Raw genomic sequence first — 16,876 nt, forward strand, 5'->3', positions numbered from 1 at the left:
TATATATAGATTGGGAGGGATCAGAATGTCAGAGAACTTAAACCGGGTAAAGTTATCCCAGTGGGATGCGTTATTGGTGGAATCACTCCGCTCCTTGGGGTGGTCTGATGAGGATATTCTTCGTAAAGTGGCAGAGGGCGATTTGCCCGTTGACGAGAGCGAATACCAATTTGATTATAAGCAGCTGACCGCGTTGCAGTCAGAGCAGCCGGAGTTGTTCGGGCAAGCGGTGAAGACAGGCTATCAGATCAAATACAATACGATTCGTGGGATTCGCAGCTGGATATGGGTAGCTCTGGGCAAAGAAGCGGCTCTGGAGCTTGAGGAAGGTAAGGAAGCCGCTGAGGTGGCTTTAACCTTGGCCGAGAAGGAACGTTTGGCCTCTGTGTTGTCCTTCGGTTGGCAGATCGAGAGCGATACGAAGGCAGCGGATGGAGATACAGCTGTCTACCGGATTGCGCCCATTGGACGATAAGCTGAATAGCTACAGTAAAAAACGATTGTTGCGGGGAAGGACTCCCTGTGCACAATCGTTTTTTTTGTTATATTTCTCGCTTAAATGCTTATCATTAATATACGCTTACCGCTGGGTAAGCTACCTCATATTGTGCAGCCTCAATCCAGCTTCCTGTCTTAAAATCTCTGCCCCGGACAAGCACTTTATCGCTATACACTTCCACATAGAAGCCTTGGCTGCCCGTCTTATGTTTATCTTCATTAGTCCAAAGATAGGCGACAGAAGCAGCATTAAACATCGTTGCGATCTCTCCATGGCCAGGGAACATAGTGTTGTTTACCTCCAGCTCCCAATGGGTATGTCCAGTGAATAACAAGGTCTGGGGATATCTCGACAGAATTTCTTTTAATTCCTTATCTTGTGTGACACCATACCAATCTTGCGATTCCAGTGATCCGGCTACGGTGTCTTTAAGCGGTTGATGCAGGAAGAGAAAGATAGGCTGCTCTGGTGAAGCTTGCTCTCCAAGCTTATGCTCCAGCCAATCAAGCTGCTCAGAGGAGAGATCACAGAACTTGGGTAATCCTTGCTCCGTCCCTAGCAAAATAAAATGATAGCCATTGATCCAGTGATCATGATAGGGTCCGGACATTCCGGTCTGTGACGTATACATTCCTAAACGTGATTCCCAATTTCCGAGCCCCACATCATGATTGCCTAAGGTAAAGGTAATCTCGGGCAGGTCGTTTTTATATTGTTTGAGGATACGAAGCATTTCTTCGTATTCAGCAGGGAAGCCGTGGTCTGTGACATCACCGATATGCATAATCCCGCTGCTGCCTTCTCCATGCGCTGCTATATCACGGAGTGCCAGCTCGAAGTTAAGATTGTACTCATGATTGCAGTCAGCAGTGACATGGGTATCCGTAATGATCTGAAAGGTGATAACTGGTTTATCTTCAGGTGATGTGTTCGTACTCATGTTTGGGCATCCTCCTTCATCTATGAACCTATCCAATACTGTTGCTGTTCGCTAATGCGTCTTGCCGCTAATGTTCAGTCCTATGATCCCGACAATGATGACGGCTATCCATAGTAGTGAGGATAGGGTTAGCTTTTCTTCAAAGAACAGGGTTCCTATGAAGGAAATCAGAATGATTCCCGCTCCTGACCATATCGCATAAGCTACGCCTACCTTAATCGAGGTGAGAGCATAATTCAGGGAGGTGAAGCTGGCTCCATAGAACAGGAACATAAGCACGGAAGGCCAGAGCTGGGTGAACCCCTGAGATATTTTCATTGAGATGGTCCCTGAGAGTTCGAACACAATAGCCAGCGTCAGAAACATCCATGCCCACATTCCTTCTATTCTCACAGGGAAGTAACCTCAATTCTGAGCTCAGCATAAGATTGTACAATGAGATCTGCATCCGGGAGAATATGTGTTGAAGCACTAGTACCTTCGCTTTCTGCTAGGCCGATAGCTACCTGTACACCCGCTGCTTTAGCCATTCGCATATCCCCGTTAGTATCGCCGATAACCGCTGTGTACGCGGGTTCCACGGCTAACCTTTTGCAGGCCAGCTGCACCATGTCGGGGAAAGGTTTACCCTGATCCACAAGATCTGTTCCAATTACTTCGGAGAAATAATGCCGTATGCCCAGCCATTGGAGATGTTTGTCTGCGGCCTCTGTTTCATCTGCGGTCACCACGGCGAGAGGGATGCCTGCACTCACGCACTCATCAAGAAAACGATGAAGTCCCGGAAGGGAGTGAACAGGGCGTTTCTCTTCTAACATAACATCCGCTTCGAGACGGCATTGATGGACAAGCTCCATGGACTCCGCCCAAGATAAACCTTGCAGATAACCCTGCCATGACAGAATGGCATAAAGATCACTCATAGTCCCCATAGCCAGCGGTCCGTTGCGATCATAATCGGTAATGCTCCCCTGGGCATTGTGTATAGTTCCCATTAATGCAGGGAGCTGCTCTTCTGCAATCTGTAGTCCTTTTTCCTTCATATACTTCGTGAATCTCTCTAAAAAACATTCACCCCAGCTGCCCCAGAGGGATACGAACTGGAGCAGCGTACCATCCTTATCGAATAGAATAGCTGCTACAGCGTATCTGCCTTGTGGAGTGATGAGCTCAGACATGAAGTCCACCGCCCTTTATTTTAATTTATCAAGCGCTGCTTGTGCCGTTTCTTGTGCTTCCTTAAGTGCTTGTGCTGCTGGGATATTCTCAATTTGCACCTTATCTGCGGCGATTGTCAACGCATCGTTAATTTTGCCGCCAGTTGGGTCTTGGAAAGGTGCAGAACCATGAGAAGCTTGCATCAATGGGACCTTAATCTGTGGATTGCTTTCGCTGAATGACACAAATGCCGGGTCTTGCAATGCGGATTGGCGCACCGAAATATATCCCGTATTAATGGACCAGGACGCAGTATTCTCAGCATTTGTGAAGTAGGTTAGCCATTTCATAGCTGCTTCCTTTTCACTGTCGTTAGCTTTGGATAGAATGCCGGCCATAAGTGCTTGGGCTACGGGTTTGCCCTCACCGATCCCTGCCCAGCCTGGCTGCTCCATAGCCGAAACAATGCTGAAGTCCAAGTCTCCCTGATCGCCGCTGGAGCCGGTGTAGCCTGCGGATTGACCCTTCATTACATCGTCAATCGTCTTGTACCAATACTCCCAGCCTTGACCGCCGGAATGAATTCGCATGATCTTATCCTCGTGAATCCACTTGCGGAACAAATCCCAGGTTTCAATCCACTCTTTAGAGTCGACCATAACTTGTTTTCCATCCTCACTAAGGATAGTGCCTCCTTTGCTGAGTACGGCATCAATCATGTTCCCTGAACCCCACATAGGCTCCCAACCATAAAGGGTGGTTTTGCCGCCGTCCTTCACTGTCATTTTCGCAGCTGCGGCAGCTAGATCTTCCCAAGTCTTTAGTGTGCTCGCATCAATCCCATTCTTCTCAAAAACATCTTTGCGATAGTACATGACCTGCGTTGTTCCATACATCGGCAGGAAGTATTGCTTACCATCAATCTGGCCCTGATTTAGAAAGGTTTGGACAAAATCCTCTTTATTAAAATCTGGCTGCAGTGCCATAAGCTCGTCTATCGGAGCGAAATATCCTTTACGGGCCCAATCTACATTGGAGGAGAGAGCAGCCGCAGGCACTTTTCCTGTAGCGATAGCTGCTTGCAGCTTCTGTTCGGTTTCCGTGTAGTCTGCCTGCGCGATACCTTTGACGATGACCTCTTGCTGAGAGGTATTAAATTTCTGAATCAGTGCCTCCATATTCTCACCAAGCTTGCCGCCGAGACCATACCAGAATTCAATCGTTACCGGCGCATTTTGTGTGGGTGCAGCCTCTGTGGAGGGGGAGGAAGAAGCTCCATTTGCCGCTGTAACATTGCCTGTATTCGCATTTCCTCCGCAAGCTGTTAACATTGTAAATCCGGCAACCAAAGACAGGGTGGACAGTCTCTTCAATACGTTCATCATCATTCTCCTCTTATTAAAATAGAATTGTTAGCTTATCCTTTGCTGGAACCAGCGGTCATGTTGACACTTTGCATGATCGTTTTCTGAGCTAGTAGAAATACTAGCAGCAACGGGGCGATGGTGAATGCGCTAGCGGCCATGATCAGCGGCCATTTTAATCCGTAAGCACCTCCTTGAGTAAAGAAACTACGCAGACCCGCCGAGACTAGCTGGAGATTAGGGTCTTTGGTGATCAGCATCGGCCAGAAATAGTTATTGTACTGATCAATGAAGGTGATCAGGGCTAGCACAGCAAAGGAAGAACGTGTAATGGGGACAAGAATGGTCCACAGAATCCGCATATGTGAGGAACCGTCCACTTCTCCAGCCTCCACCAGCTCATGGGGAACCTGAAGGAAGGCCTGGCGAATTAGAAAAATGGAGAAGACACTTACACAGTTGGATAGAATTAATCCGGCATATGAATCCAGTAGATGGAGCTGGGACAATACCAAATATCCGGGAAGATAAACAGCGGTGGCTGGAACCATGTAGCCGAAAAGAATAACGCCGGAGAACAGCCCTCTGAAGCGGAATTTCATATGCGTAAGCGCATAGGCCATCATCCCGGAATTTATTACCTGCAAAATAACAATCGACACAGCGACAAATATGCTATTGCCCATATATCTGAAGAAAGGGGCTTCGTGCCAGGCGGCTGAAAAATTACTCCACAGCGGATCCTTAGGCCAGATTGTGGGCGGAGACTGCCAGATTTCATCATTGGTTTTTAAGGCGCTGGTGACCATCCAATAGAAGGGGAAGGCCATGATCAGTGCAATAGCTGCAAAAAATAGATGGCGGGTCAGCTTGCCCACGCGTACGGTCGTTGCATTCATCAGTCGTTCTCCTTTACAGCAGTAGTTATTGATAATGGGTTGTCCGTTTACTAACCTCTAGTGAGACTACAGATAGCAGCATACATATAAATACCAGAATCATTGCGACACTAGAGGCTTCTCCAATCTGAAAGGCTTCAAAGGCAGACTGATAATACATATAGAGCAAGGTACGTGTTGATCCCGACGGTCCACCTTGTGTGAGTACGTTAATCTGGTCGTAAGCCTGTAACGCCCCGATGATCTGTACGATGAACAGAAACAGTGTCGTTGGTGAGATAAGCGGTAAGGTAATGCGGATGAACTTTTGAACAGCATTTGCTCCATCCAGTTGAGCAGCTTCCAGCAGATCCGTAGGGACATTGCGTAGTGCTACCAAGTAAAAAATCATCGCCCAGCCTACCGATTTCCATATCGTCACGAGCAGAACGCCGAGCAGCGCCCATTTAGGATCTTGAAGCCAGCCGATTTTTTCTAGACCTAATAGATCAAGTACAGTATTGGCAAGGCCGATTTCGGGTTCATAGATCCAGGACCACACAATGGATACAGCCACGGTCGGCGTGACCCAAGGGGAGAACAGCAATACCTGATAGAGGGTGGAGCCTTTCAGCTTCCCGTTCATCAGGAGTGCTAGTCCAAGTCCGATCAGAATAACGGGCAGCACACTTCCCGCACAGAATAACAGAGTCACTCTAAGTGCTTTATAGAAGGCAGGATTGCTGAACAGATCCAGATAGTTGGTTAGTCCGACAAAGGTTTTCTCGGGGCTCATGAAGTCCCATTCGGTATAGCTGAGATAAAATACATAAAGTAATGGCGCTAGCCAAAATACAACGAATGGAATCATTGCCGGCAAGGTGAAGAGCACCGGTTTCAACTCCCCTATAAATCTCGAACGTTTCATTATTCTGTCGATACCCCATTCCATCTTCTGTTTTTTGCGGTATAATTCTGAGGAAAGCTCTTCCGTTCAAAAAAAATTGTACACTCATCGAGCAGCTGCGTGGTCAAGTGGACGTAAAGATCGATGCGAGATTATGTAAAAATTTAAGAGATTAGCGCAGGTAGTTGCTATTTTGTGTAAAATAGAAGGGTAGATTATAAGTGGAATGAAGGTGCAGCTATGAAACAGGTAGCCTTTGGTGAAGAGAATAAAGACTTATCTCCACGCGAGCAGCTGCTGCGTCCGATGATCGATGCGATTGCTCAGACGATGGACCTATATGGTGCGAATTATTCATTCGGGCAGCTGTATGGAATTATGTTCTTTGAAGACCGTCCGATGACGCTTGAAGAGATGAAGAATGTGATGAATATGAGCAAGAGTAATATGAGCTATGGGGTCCGTTCTTTGATGGCTTCCAAGATGGTCACTAAGCTGGAGGAGAAGCGGGACCGAAAGGATCTGTATGCAGTGGAAACAGATTTCTTTCAGACCTTTAAGAACTTTTTTGGGATGAAGCTGCAGCGGGAGATTGATGTCATGAAGCAAGCCTTGGACGTTGTCATTCCTGAGCTGGAGGGACTGGTTCAAGCCGTGGATACGTCTGAGGAGGAGCGGCAATTCTGCCTGAAGGATCTGGAGAAGCTGGAGCATGCCGTTCAATATTATCATTGGCTGCAGCAGTTCGTGGGCGAGCTTGGGGAAGAGAATTACTTCGCAGATAAGAGAAGGTCCTAGACCGTCTACAATCACATATAGATGTACATAATTGTATATAGATCTCCATTTTTGCGGGGTGTTCCTTAAGCCGGTTCAGGCTTGAGGTTCGCCCTCTTTTTTATGATAAAGAAACAAAAATAAGAAGAAAATGTAACCAATAGCAGGTGGAACTTCCATAAAATATATAGTTACATAGGGACAAGAAATGTTGTTAAGGAGATTCTGAGATTGAAAACGAAAAAAAATATGCTGCTTGTTATCATAGTTCTACTGTTAAGCCTTGCTGCTATTTTGAATACACAACGTGAACCTTCAACAATTACTATTAACGTAAATGGTCAAATGATAAAGACGATAGCTGCCAACCCAGCCTCGTCTGATGATCTTATGATCCCGAAGGCAGTAGCTGAACAGGCACTAAATACACAAATCGGCTGGCAGAAATCCGGACCGCTTCCGAAAGGCATTTACTACAGAGATCAGGTGGCTGTGCTGATGTATCATCATCTTTCCGAGAAGCCCATGCCACAGTTTCCTTGGGTGTTATCGGTTGATCGGTTTGACGATCAAATGAATCTGCTGAAGCAGGAAGGTTTTCATGTGATCACCATGGCGGAATACCGCGAATTTATGCTGAATAACGGCGCAGTTCCGGACAATGCAGTGCTGCTGACCTTTGATGATGGATATGAAAGTTTTTATGAATTGGCGTTCCCCGTTTTGCAAAAATACGGATATACAGCCGTCAATTTTGTTATCGTATCTACAATTGATCACCCAGATCCGAATAGCGTGCCGAAGCTCACTTGGGAGCAAATGCGGGAAATGAAGCATGCTGGGATGGGATTTTATAGTCATACCTATGATTTGCATCATTATGGGATTGTGGATGCCGAGGGCGGGCAGCGGCCAGCTGCAAGTGCTTTGTTATATGTTGATGATGAGAACAGGAATGAGATGAATGTTGAATACTACAGCAGAGTTACACGTGATCTGGCCAAGGCGGAGCAAAGGCTGAAAGAAGAATTGGGCAATACGGATTCGGCAATTGCTTTTCCTTATGGGTCCTACAATGACAGATTGCTGGCTGTTTGTGATTCGCTGGGGATTTCACTGACCTTCAAAATTGAGGATGGGATTAACACTAGAGCGGATCGGAATGCCGCACGAATTAACGGGGGAAGTGAGACACTTACTGCTGCGTTGACGCTTGATCAGATGAAGCATATCGATTTGCCCATGGAATTGACCTTGAACAACCAAAAGGTGAATATGGTAAGGAATTCTCCTGAAATGAGGAAGGGAACCTTGATGGTTCCGTTTCATCAATTATGCAAAGATCTGCATATAGATATGAAATATGATCCGAAACGCCGAATCGTTGAATTGACTCATATGGATGCAGGAGCATGAAAAGTGTCACTTTTATTGATGATGAGATTACAAAAAGTGAGTAATTTCGTCATTTTAGGCGAATCACTAGTTGCTATAAGTGAATTCCTTACTGTAGACTATAAACAGAGTACTAATTGGTAGGCGAATGGAGAGAACTGATGGAATTGTTTAAGCGTTATTACGCAAATTTAACGGTCCGGCGTTTTTTGATTTTAGGATTGGTTGCTCTGCTGCTATTCAGCATTAGAGATATGCTTAATTTGGTACTGTTGACGTTTTTGATTGCGTATGTAATGAATAGCTTTCAAGTGCTGCTCACGAAACGCATTAACAAATATGTAGCAGTTAACAGCAAAGTGATTATTGTTATTCTATACCTTGCCTTAATCGCTGTAGTTGTCATAACCCTCGTTAATTATCTGCCTAAGGTTTTCATACAGATTAAACAGTTAACGAATTTTTTGACCAATTTGACCCCTGAGAACATCCCGCAGAATGATATAGTGCAGTATATATTCGCCCAGCTTAAGGATTTGAACTATCAGTCGTATATGAAAGACGGTATTGAATATGTCTTGAAAATAAGCAATTGGGGCACCAGCTTTGTTTTATCAACCATTTTGAGCTTTGTATTTATACTTGAGAAGAACAGGATCGTTAGTTTCACTTCCCGCCTTAAAGAGAGCAAAATCTCTTGGTTCTATGTAGAGCTTGAGTATTTTGGCAGAAAATTCATCTCTTCTTTCGGAAAAGTAATCGAAGCACAAATTCTGATCGCGTTGTTTAATACATGCTTTACGGTGATCGGACTCTGGATTTTAGGTTTTCCTTACCTTTTCGCATTATCCATTATGATCTTCTTGCTTAGTTTAATTCCGGTTGTAGGTTTTGTTATCTCGCTAATCCCACTTTGTATTATTGGTTACAATATTGGTGGCCTAGTTATGACGATATACGTACTGGCAATGATTGCCGTACTGCATTTTGTAGAAGGCTACTTCCTAAATCCTAAACTGATGTCATCCAAAATGAATTTGCCTATGTTCTATACGTTTATCGTGTTGTTATTCTCTGAGCATTATCTCGGGGTATGGGGTCTGATTCTGGGGATTCCGATCTTTGTATTCTTCCTTGATATTCTGGAGATTAATAGAGAGAACAAGATAGGAACTTAGGGATTCTGTTATAAAATAAGTATTAGATATACAAAAACCGGCTAAATGGAAGATCCATTTAGCCGGTTTTTTTGTGTGTATGTTACAGCGTCGCTGTATGTATTCCCTTAACCGAAGGAAGTATGGACACTATCTGAAACGATGTCCCTCAGCTCCGCTTTATATGCCGCATACTGCTCGGTTGTTATGCTTCCAGCGGCTAACCGTGAATCCAATTGATCCGTTAGCTGGGCAACCTGTAGATCGATTACAGCTTCAATATCTTGGCCTTGTTCTGATGCAATATCTTGAAGTGACTTACCGTCATATATGGCCTCGTATAGATCCTCGTCCGTTGGCTGGTTAAGTACCTCCAATAATTCGTCTTGATCCGCGACCTCTGCGGTGGACCATTTTACAGGCGAACTTGCATTAGCGGTAAGACTAGTCCAAGCATTTCCAAAAGACATCACTACAACTACCGTTCCGACTATGATCACTCTTTTTATATCCATTAGAGTCCTCTTTTCTTGTTCTGCAATAACTTATCTTGCTTAAGCATCCGTCTAAAGTATCGTTTAAAATGGGTTCTAACTAGTTATATTGTAACCCGTGAAGCTGAACTGAAGCTTAAGCAATATTAAAAATAACCTAAAGATTTAACACGGCTATGATATAGCGATAATACACCACAGGTATACTTTCCAGATGAGCTTCAATGCATATTTATGCATTGAATCACAATCAAACAAATGGGGAGTGTTCGGAGTTTTGAGAATAACAGCAAAAGCTAAACGTTTTCTATCCAGCGTAATTGCCAGCAGTCTGATGTTTGGAATCATGGTTCCAGCAGGATATGCCGAGGAGCAGCAGCTGGAGATGGAGCAGACATCTTCCGAATTAGAGGCGCATTTTGATGAACAGGTTGAGCTCGACACGCTTTTAAGTCAACCGACTGTAATGGCAGATGTGTACGCGGTACCTAACCATCCAGGAGCATTACTGATTACAGAAGTTGTTCCGGATACTAAAAATGTAAAAGGGACAGATGGAACCTCTGTAGATGGTTACGAGTTTGTTGAGATCTACAATAATACGGACAAGCCGGTTAATTTTAAGGATTATTATTTCTTTTATAATGACAAAGATACATGGGCACCTAATGGTGATGCTGTAATACCGGCGCATGGAAATATTGTTTTCTGGATTATGAACGGCAATAATCTGAATGTTCCTACGGAGGATTTCATCAAAAACTTTAGTCCTTCTGCAGCTTTGCAGGAAGGAGTGAATCTGTTCCGGATCAACGGTGGCGGGGGGATGGCTAATACTTCTGCGCGTAATTTACAAATTAAAAGCAATGCAGGAGATACGTTAATTGTTTCTGCTTCCTATGGAAAAGAACAGGTGAAGGAGAATAACGGGATCTTCTATCAATATTTGCAGGCAGATAGCTCTGTTATGAACCTCATGGCGAATTCGGGAACGGTTGTGGCTACGCCTGGAACCGTAGAGGCAGAACAAGTGCCTGAGCTAGTTCCTGGGGACAAGCAGCCAGTGATTGAACATATCGCACAGAGTAGTGTTGATCCAGCCGATCTTCCTATCAGTGCGAAGATTACTAATCTGGAAAGCGGGGCAGATGGATCACTACCCGTAGTGAAGCTACAGTATGGCTCTCCTTCTCAGGTGAAAGATACGGTAATCACCATGACCTCAAAAGGTGGGGACGATTATGCGGCAATGATTCCTGCAGCTGCGCTGGAAGAGCCGGAGCTGCATTACAGCATCCGCGTTAACAATGTGACAGAGAGTTATTCTGTTCATGTGAATCTGCCGGCGTTCGATCCGAACAATGTGCCACCGTTGTTAATCACAGAGCTGCTGCCAAACTCGACGAATGTAAAAGGAACGAGCAGCGACGCTTTTGAATTCATTGAGGTCTATAACAATACCGATGCACCAGTTAATTTCAAGGACTACAAGGTCTATTATCGTTATCCTGATAAAGGTAACGCTTCTGATGTGAAGTGGCCTTCGACACCAGAGAACTTTCTGATTCCTGCACAGCAGTCCGTGGTGTTTTGGGTTATTAATAGTGCAAATAGCACTTACACTGCTAATGATTTCAATACAGAATTCAACACAAACTTAATTGAAGGCACCAATCTCTTTTTGATCAAAAGCGATGGTATGGCGAACTCAGGCCGCCGGGCAGTCGTAATCAAAAGTAACACGGAGAAAGAAATTTCCTCCGCGTATTATGATGCAGACCTCACCTACGATGGCGGAGCTAAAGGTGACGATACTAAAGAAAATAAAGCCCTTCTATACAAGTATCCTGTCAATGGACTAAGCAAAATGCTCAAGATCAGTACGGGCTCAGCCGTTCCGTCACCAGGCCATACGGATGTAACACAACTTCCAAACACGCCGATCCATGTGGAGCCGGATACAGAGAAACCATCAGTAGAAGATCTGACGGGCGTAACGGAGATTGACCAGTCGATGGGTCTCGATTTGAAGGCTTTTGCTGATGACAATAAAGCTGTTACTTCTGTGGAGGTTAGAGTATCTTCGGACAAGCAGCCGGAGGCTGTTAGCCACAATCTATCCCAAGACTTCAACGACAGCTTGTATCACTTTAAATTGACCTCTGCTGATTTGATTGGCAGAAATGAAATTCAATATTACTTTGTCGTTTCTGATGGAACGAATGAAACACAATCTCCAGTAATAAAAGTAAAAGTTACAGGAGGACAGGATCAATCCCCACTTCGTTTGAACGTGAAGGAGGGGCAATTGATCAATGGTTCTGTGACCGTAAAAGGAACCTCTGCCACCGCTAAGGCTGATGATTTAGGCTTGAGCATCGACAGTTTGCTACTGGGCAATAACGAGGCATATACTGCACTTGAGAATGATGCCTACTTTGTATTTGAAGCCAAAAATGTGGATTATTATTTTAAAAATGCCATCACGATGGGACCGGAAGAACTAGGAGATGCCAGTATTCTGTATACCTTTCTGGACCCGATTACTACGTATACTACATTGACTTTTCCTATTTCTTCTGCCGCTTTACAAGTGGGCGCGGATAATGTGATTTACATTCGGGCGGGCTCTAAATCTTCCCCCTTTGACCCTCGTCCTGAGGAGAATAAGGATGATTTTGAAGTGAAAAATGTTCGTCTCCTGCTGGCAGACGGTACCGAAATTTGGGATCCGGCTTATGCAGAACGTGATAAGGAAATCAAGATGGGGGACAGCGCAGGTAAGCACGAATCCCTCGGCTTCCAGTTTGATCTGAAAGCGGATTTGTTCCGTTCAAAGGCGTATAACTGGAATACTAAAGAAGTACCTGACGGAGAACATAAAGTAACGCTTACCGAAGGTGGAACGAAAGTATCATCAAACGTGATTGTCGATAACACGCCACCATCCATTAAAGCATCGATAGAAGAAGGACAAACTTACCGTGGCAATTTTGAAATTGCTGCTGAAGTTAAGGATACCTATGCGGGTGTAGATAAGGTCAGTGTAAAGCTGGACGGTAATGTCATTGAACTGCCCTATGCTACTTCATCCGGGAAGTTATCCGCTGGGGATCATACGCTTTCTATCACAGCCTTGGATAAGATCGGCAATCAGACAGAAAAGGTAATTGCATTCCATGTGCCGAATGAGAATCCATTTGCACCACTGCTTATTTCTCCTACGAACTGGGAGACTGCTGTAGGTACTAATCCGACTTTAAAGGTTAAGGTTGAAGATCCTAATCAGGATAAGATAAACGTTACCTTCTTTAGAGGATTCAAGTACGATGCTAACCATCCAGAGCACGGCTTTGCTGGGTTTATAAACGCATCCGATACAGAGCCGCCGAAACAATCCGAACCTGCGGGCGAACAAGCGCTTAGCGGTGACGACTACAGTAAAATAAGTGCGGTGGACGGACAATATTTAATTAATGATGCTGTTGATCAATTCCCTTATCAGCGTTATGAAATTAAGCTGGATGAGTCGGTTAAGGCGTCAGATCGTGTAGATATTAAATGGAAAGGGAATTCGTTGCCGGGACGTAAAGTAAGTCTCTACGCTTGGAGCCCTGCTCAACAAAAATGGTTACATCTGGATCATTTAATCGCTGGAACAGAGGATTTTGAGCTGAAATCCACGGTTACAGCTGGAGCATATGCTAATGGAAATAGCATTGCTGTAATGGTTCAGGACGAAATTGCTTCTGTGGCTAAGACAGCACCTACAGTAACACAAGATACGTATGATTTCTCTTTTGTATGGATGTCTGATACACAATATTATTCACAGAGCTACCCTTACATTTACCGTAAAAATGTAGAATGGATAGCTGACAACAAAGAGAGCTTGAACCTGAAATATGTAATCCATACAGGAGATGTCGTGGATAAATCCTATCAGGAGTATGAGTGGAAGGAAGCTGACCGGAACATGAAGGTTCTGGAGGAAGCTAACATTCCTTATGGTGTTCTTGCGGGTAATCATGACGTAGGCCATCAAACCGGGGATTACACGAAGTTCTGGGAGTATTTTGGGGAGTGGAGATTCAAGAATATGCCGACCTTCGGTGGCTCTTATGACAACAACAGGGGCCATTACGATTTAGTGTCTGCGAACGGAAATGATTTTGTTATTGTATACATGGGCTGGGGATTGGCTGAGGAAGAAATCGAATGGATGAATGAGATCGTTGCCCGTTATCCAGAGCGTAAAGCGATTCTTTGTCTCCATGAATATTTGCTGGTTTCTAATAACCGTGCACCTATTGCGGATAAGATTTTTGAGATGGTTGTGAAACCTAACAAAAACGTAATCGCAGCACTGTCCGGCCATTATCATGATGCTGAGCTTAAGGTGGACGAGCTGGATGATAACGGTGACGGTATTCCAGACCGCAGTGTCTATCAAATGCTGGCAGATTATCAAGGTGCTGAAGAAGGAGGCCTTGGCTATATCCGTCTGCTTCAGTTCGATGTTGCTAATAACAAACTTCGCGTGAAGACTTATTCGCCTTATTTGGATGATTATAACTACTATGATGAAGACGAATATCCAGGCAAAGATGAGTTCGTTCTGGATCTGGATCTACAGCCTGTGACTAAACGTGTGGCTACCGACTATATCGGAGTCAAGGTTTACAGCGATCAGGAAATTTCGGCCAATCAACAAGTAGAGAGTGGCGCGGAGACTCAGGTCATTTGGAGTAAGCTAAATCCGGATAGCTACTACCAATGGTACACAAAGGTTGAGGATGATCACTCCGGCAGTGTGCTTTCAGATATCTGGGGCTTTTACACTGGAAAAGAGGATGTGACGCCGACACCAGAGGTGACACCAACACCGTCGCCAGAGGTAACGCCGACACCTGAGGTATCGCCATCGCCAGAAGTGACGCCGACACCAACACCTGAGGTGACAACGGCACCTCCAGTAGTTTCACCAGTGCCAATAGTGACTCCAACGCCTACCACCACACCGGTAGCGGAAAAAGGAAACATTGAACTTACATTAGGAAGTAATGGAACGTATACAGCTGATCCGTCAGCCTTGAAGAAGCGGATAGAAGAAGCTGCTACAGGGGGAAGCCTAAAGATTAGCGTAGGCGGAGCCGCTTCGGCTCAAGATCAGATTAGAATTGCTCTTGATGCAGCGAGTATACAACAGGCTATCGATAAGAAGCTGAACCTGAATATTGTGTCTTCTAACGTTACATTGAGCGTACCGACAAGCTCCTTACCAGCCATCCCGGCAGGCAGTGATCTGCTGCTACTAAGCATTGATATGAGTATGATTTCTGTACAGGCCAATGTCGCTGGAATGGGTCCAGCTAGAGCTACCGTTACGATGAACCTCAGTACATCAGCAGGCGGCAAAGAAACAGCTATCCATCAGCTTAAAGGTGCTGTTACGGTTACCTTGACGCTGACTAAGGAACAGTTTGCTAAGCTCGATACGGATTTTGCGGGTGTCTATTATGTAAATGGCAGCACGTTGGAATATTTGGGTGGAGTGTTTAAGGATAATACCGTTACCTTCACAACAAATCACTTTTCCTCCTTTGCGGTGCTGGAATACCATAAGCAATTTAGGGATACTGCTGGCCACTGGGCAGAGTCGTATATTTCCAAGCTGACGGCTAAGCATGTGATTAAAGGGATTGACGATACGCATTATGGACCACAGGCGAATGTAACCCGCGCAGACTTTGTTACACTGGCCATTCGTTCTCTCGGATTGGATGAGGCAAGTGGAGCTATCGCCCAGAGTGCTTTCGCAGATGTATCTAAAGATGCTTATTATGCACAGTCGATAGACAAAGCTGTCCAGCTTGGATTGATCCAAGGCAGTGATGGCAAGTTCCGCCCTAAAGATGCAATTACCCGTGAGGAAGCGGCAGTTGTCTTGCAGAAACTGATGCAGTATAAAGCTGGATCGCAAGCTTCCGTTGCTGCTACTGCAAGCTTCAAGGATATGAATAGCGTATCTGAGTGGGCGAAGCAAGCAGTCATTGATTTACAGGCTAAGGGAATCCTTGACGGCAAGGGCAACAATAACTTTGACCCTCGTGGTAAAGTAACCCGCGCTGAAATCGCAAAACTGTTATATGGAATAATTAATTTATAAGATTGGATGGCAAAGGCAGGCAGAGGTGACTCTGGTCTGCTTTTTGTCATTTTTGGCGTGTAGTCTTCATGTTCTTCTATGAAAAAAAGGAAATTCTCACTACTCATATGATTTTTTATATATAATATTTTGGATTAATTTTTAATTTTCAAATTTTTCGAAATAAAAGATAGATTGCAAGGAGTGCAAGTGAAATTAAATATCTCCAATCTGCCACTTCAGGAATCGGGTAAAATATATTTACCGGTTAGAGCGTTATTTACCGGCCGTATCATCTTTTATGCAGGTTTATGATGAAGACAGTCATGCGCTTGTACTGGAAAGTGGTCAATAAGCTTACAAGTTGGAGTGCACCTTTGTGAGTGCTCTTTTTTTGAATTCTTAAAAATACGCACTTGACAGGTAGGAATAAAGGGGTATATGATATCACCAATACTTAAACAGTAATTAAATGAACAGTGAAATAATTCAACCGAGCTGATTGGACCACCAAAGGCTCCCGTACTTTTCCCTTGTCAGGGGTAGGTGCTGGGAGTCTTTTTTTATGGGCTGATTGGGAGAAAGCAGAGGTAAGCATGAGCGAACAATATTGGAGACAGCTGGAGGAGACAGATTGGGCATTTCGCAAGGCGGTTCGCAGATTCGTGAAAGAGCGGGATAAGGTCGCCGTAGCAGGCATCTCCTTACCAGGCATGCTGATTCTGCACAAAATCATTCGCGATGGTGAGCAAAGGCTAGGAGACTTAGCGGATGAACTAGACTTCACCTCAGGTGCGATTACCGCATTGAGCGATAAGCTTGAGGCGGGTGGATATACCGTGCGCAGACGTAAAGAAGGCGACCGTAGAACGGTAATGCTGGATATTACGGATAAAGGCCGCAAGCTGGCGGAGCAGAACAGCAACATCGGAGAACGATGTATTTCGCTTTTGTTTGAGGGGTTTACGGAGGAGGAATTGGCGCAGCAAAATGACTTTTATCAGCGGATCATTAGCAATTTAGAAGGATTCTCGGATATCCTGCTGAAGCTCGCCAAGGAGAATGCAGAGACCTCTCCAACCCTTGAACAGAAGCCACGAACAACCACCAAAAAAAGTAATTATCTTAGCTACTAAAAATTGAAAATAGGAGAGATGAA

At 44.8% G+C, this 16,876-nt stretch carries 13 protein-coding genes; 6 read left to right on the top strand and 7 right to left on the bottom strand.

Annotated features, from left to right (window positions below; genetic code table 11):
• Positions 1–25 precede the first annotated feature (25 nt).
• Positions 26–475 carry a hypothetical protein gene (locus MKX34_RS01425; protein WP_036687301.1) on the top strand — a complete coding sequence of 150 codons (450 nt, stop codon included), beginning with the start codon at positions 26–28 and terminating at the stop codon, positions 473–475.
• A gap of 94 nt (positions 476–569) precedes the next feature.
• On the opposite strand, the gene MKX34_RS01430 is transcribed toward MKX34_RS01425, so the two are convergent.
• The 6 genes from MKX34_RS01430 to MKX34_RS01455 are packed head-to-tail and all read right to left on the bottom strand — an operon-like array spanning position 570 to position 5,791.
• The gene (locus MKX34_RS01430) at positions 570–1,439 is read right to left on the bottom strand and encodes a metallophosphoesterase (RefSeq protein WP_076297243.1); all 870 of its coding nucleotides are present in this window, start codon (positions 1,437–1,439) and stop codon (positions 570–572) included.
• A gap of 51 nt (positions 1,440–1,490) precedes the next feature.
• The gene (locus tag MKX34_RS01435) at positions 1,491–1,817 is read right to left on the bottom strand and encodes a multidrug efflux SMR transporter (RefSeq protein WP_038574002.1); all 327 of its coding nucleotides are present in this window, start codon (positions 1,815–1,817) and stop codon (positions 1,491–1,493) included.
• An 11-nt stretch (positions 1,818–1,828) separates the two neighbouring features.
• On the bottom strand, positions 1,829–2,617 hold the full coding sequence (locus MKX34_RS01440) for an HAD family hydrolase (RefSeq protein WP_076297244.1): 789 nt from the start codon (positions 2,615–2,617) through the stop codon (positions 1,829–1,831).
• A 15-nt stretch (positions 2,618–2,632) separates the two neighbouring features.
• Positions 2,633–3,979 (bottom strand): ABC transporter substrate-binding protein, encoded by a 1,347-nt coding sequence (locus MKX34_RS01445; RefSeq protein ID WP_081382605.1) that lies wholly within the window; start codon positions 3,977–3,979, stop codon positions 2,633–2,635.
• A gap of 35 nt (positions 3,980–4,014) precedes the next feature.
• Positions 4,015–4,860, bottom strand: coding sequence for a carbohydrate ABC transporter permease (locus tag MKX34_RS01450; protein WP_076101155.1), 846 nt, complete (start codon positions 4,858–4,860; stop codon positions 4,015–4,017).
• A 25-nt stretch (positions 4,861–4,885) separates the two neighbouring features.
• Positions 4,886–5,791: a sugar ABC transporter permease gene (locus MKX34_RS01455; protein ID WP_339204255.1), complete on the bottom strand. Its 906-nt coding sequence runs from the start codon at positions 5,789–5,791 to the stop codon at positions 4,886–4,888.
• 195 nt (positions 5,792–5,986) lie between these two features.
• Here MKX34_RS01455 and MKX34_RS01460 point away from each other — a divergent pair, with 195 nt between their 5' ends.
• The 3 genes from MKX34_RS01460 to MKX34_RS01470 all read left to right on the top strand — a co-directional run bounded on the left by MKX34_RS01460 (position 5,987) and on the right by MKX34_RS01470 (position 9,096).
• The gene (locus tag MKX34_RS01460) at positions 5,987–6,544 is read left to right on the top strand and encodes a transcriptional regulator (RefSeq protein ID WP_076297246.1); all 558 of its coding nucleotides are present in this window, start codon (positions 5,987–5,989) and stop codon (positions 6,542–6,544) included.
• A gap of 210 nt (positions 6,545–6,754) precedes the next feature.
• A complete protein-coding gene (locus MKX34_RS01465) occupies positions 6,755–7,939 on the top strand; it encodes a polysaccharide deacetylase family protein (protein ID WP_081384015.1) in 1,185 nt (394 codons plus the stop codon).
• A gap of 140 nt (positions 7,940–8,079) precedes the next feature.
• On the top strand, positions 8,080–9,096 hold the full coding sequence (locus MKX34_RS01470) for an AI-2E family transporter (RefSeq protein ID WP_076101160.1): 1,017 nt from the start codon (positions 8,080–8,082) through the stop codon (positions 9,094–9,096).
• Positions 9,097–9,203: 107 nt separating this feature from the next.
• Here the strand turns inward: MKX34_RS01470 and MKX34_RS01475 are convergent, their stop codons facing one another.
• Entirely contained in the window at positions 9,204–9,590 is a 387-nt protein-coding gene (locus MKX34_RS01475; protein WP_038568262.1) for a hypothetical protein, read from the bottom strand.
• A gap of 256 nt (positions 9,591–9,846) precedes the next feature.
• On the opposite strand from MKX34_RS01475, the gene MKX34_RS01480 reads away from it, so the two are divergent.
• Both MKX34_RS01480 and MKX34_RS01485 read left to right on the top strand, forming a co-directional pair.
• Positions 9,847–15,738, top strand: coding sequence for an S-layer homology domain-containing protein (locus MKX34_RS01480; protein WP_179089317.1), 5,892 nt, complete (start codon positions 9,847–9,849; stop codon positions 15,736–15,738).
• A gap of 575 nt (positions 15,739–16,313) precedes the next feature.
• Positions 16,314–16,853 (top strand): MarR family transcriptional regulator, encoded by a 540-nt coding sequence (locus MKX34_RS01485; RefSeq protein ID WP_036687318.1) that lies wholly within the window; start codon positions 16,314–16,316, stop codon positions 16,851–16,853.
• The last annotated feature ends 23 nt before the right edge of the window (positions 16,854–16,876 follow it).

The organism is Paenibacillus sp. FSL R5-0636, from assembly GCF_037974255.1.
In the GTDB taxonomy this organism is placed as follows: domain Bacteria; phylum Bacillota; class Bacilli; order Paenibacillales; family Paenibacillaceae; genus Paenibacillus_AQ; species Paenibacillus_AQ odorifer.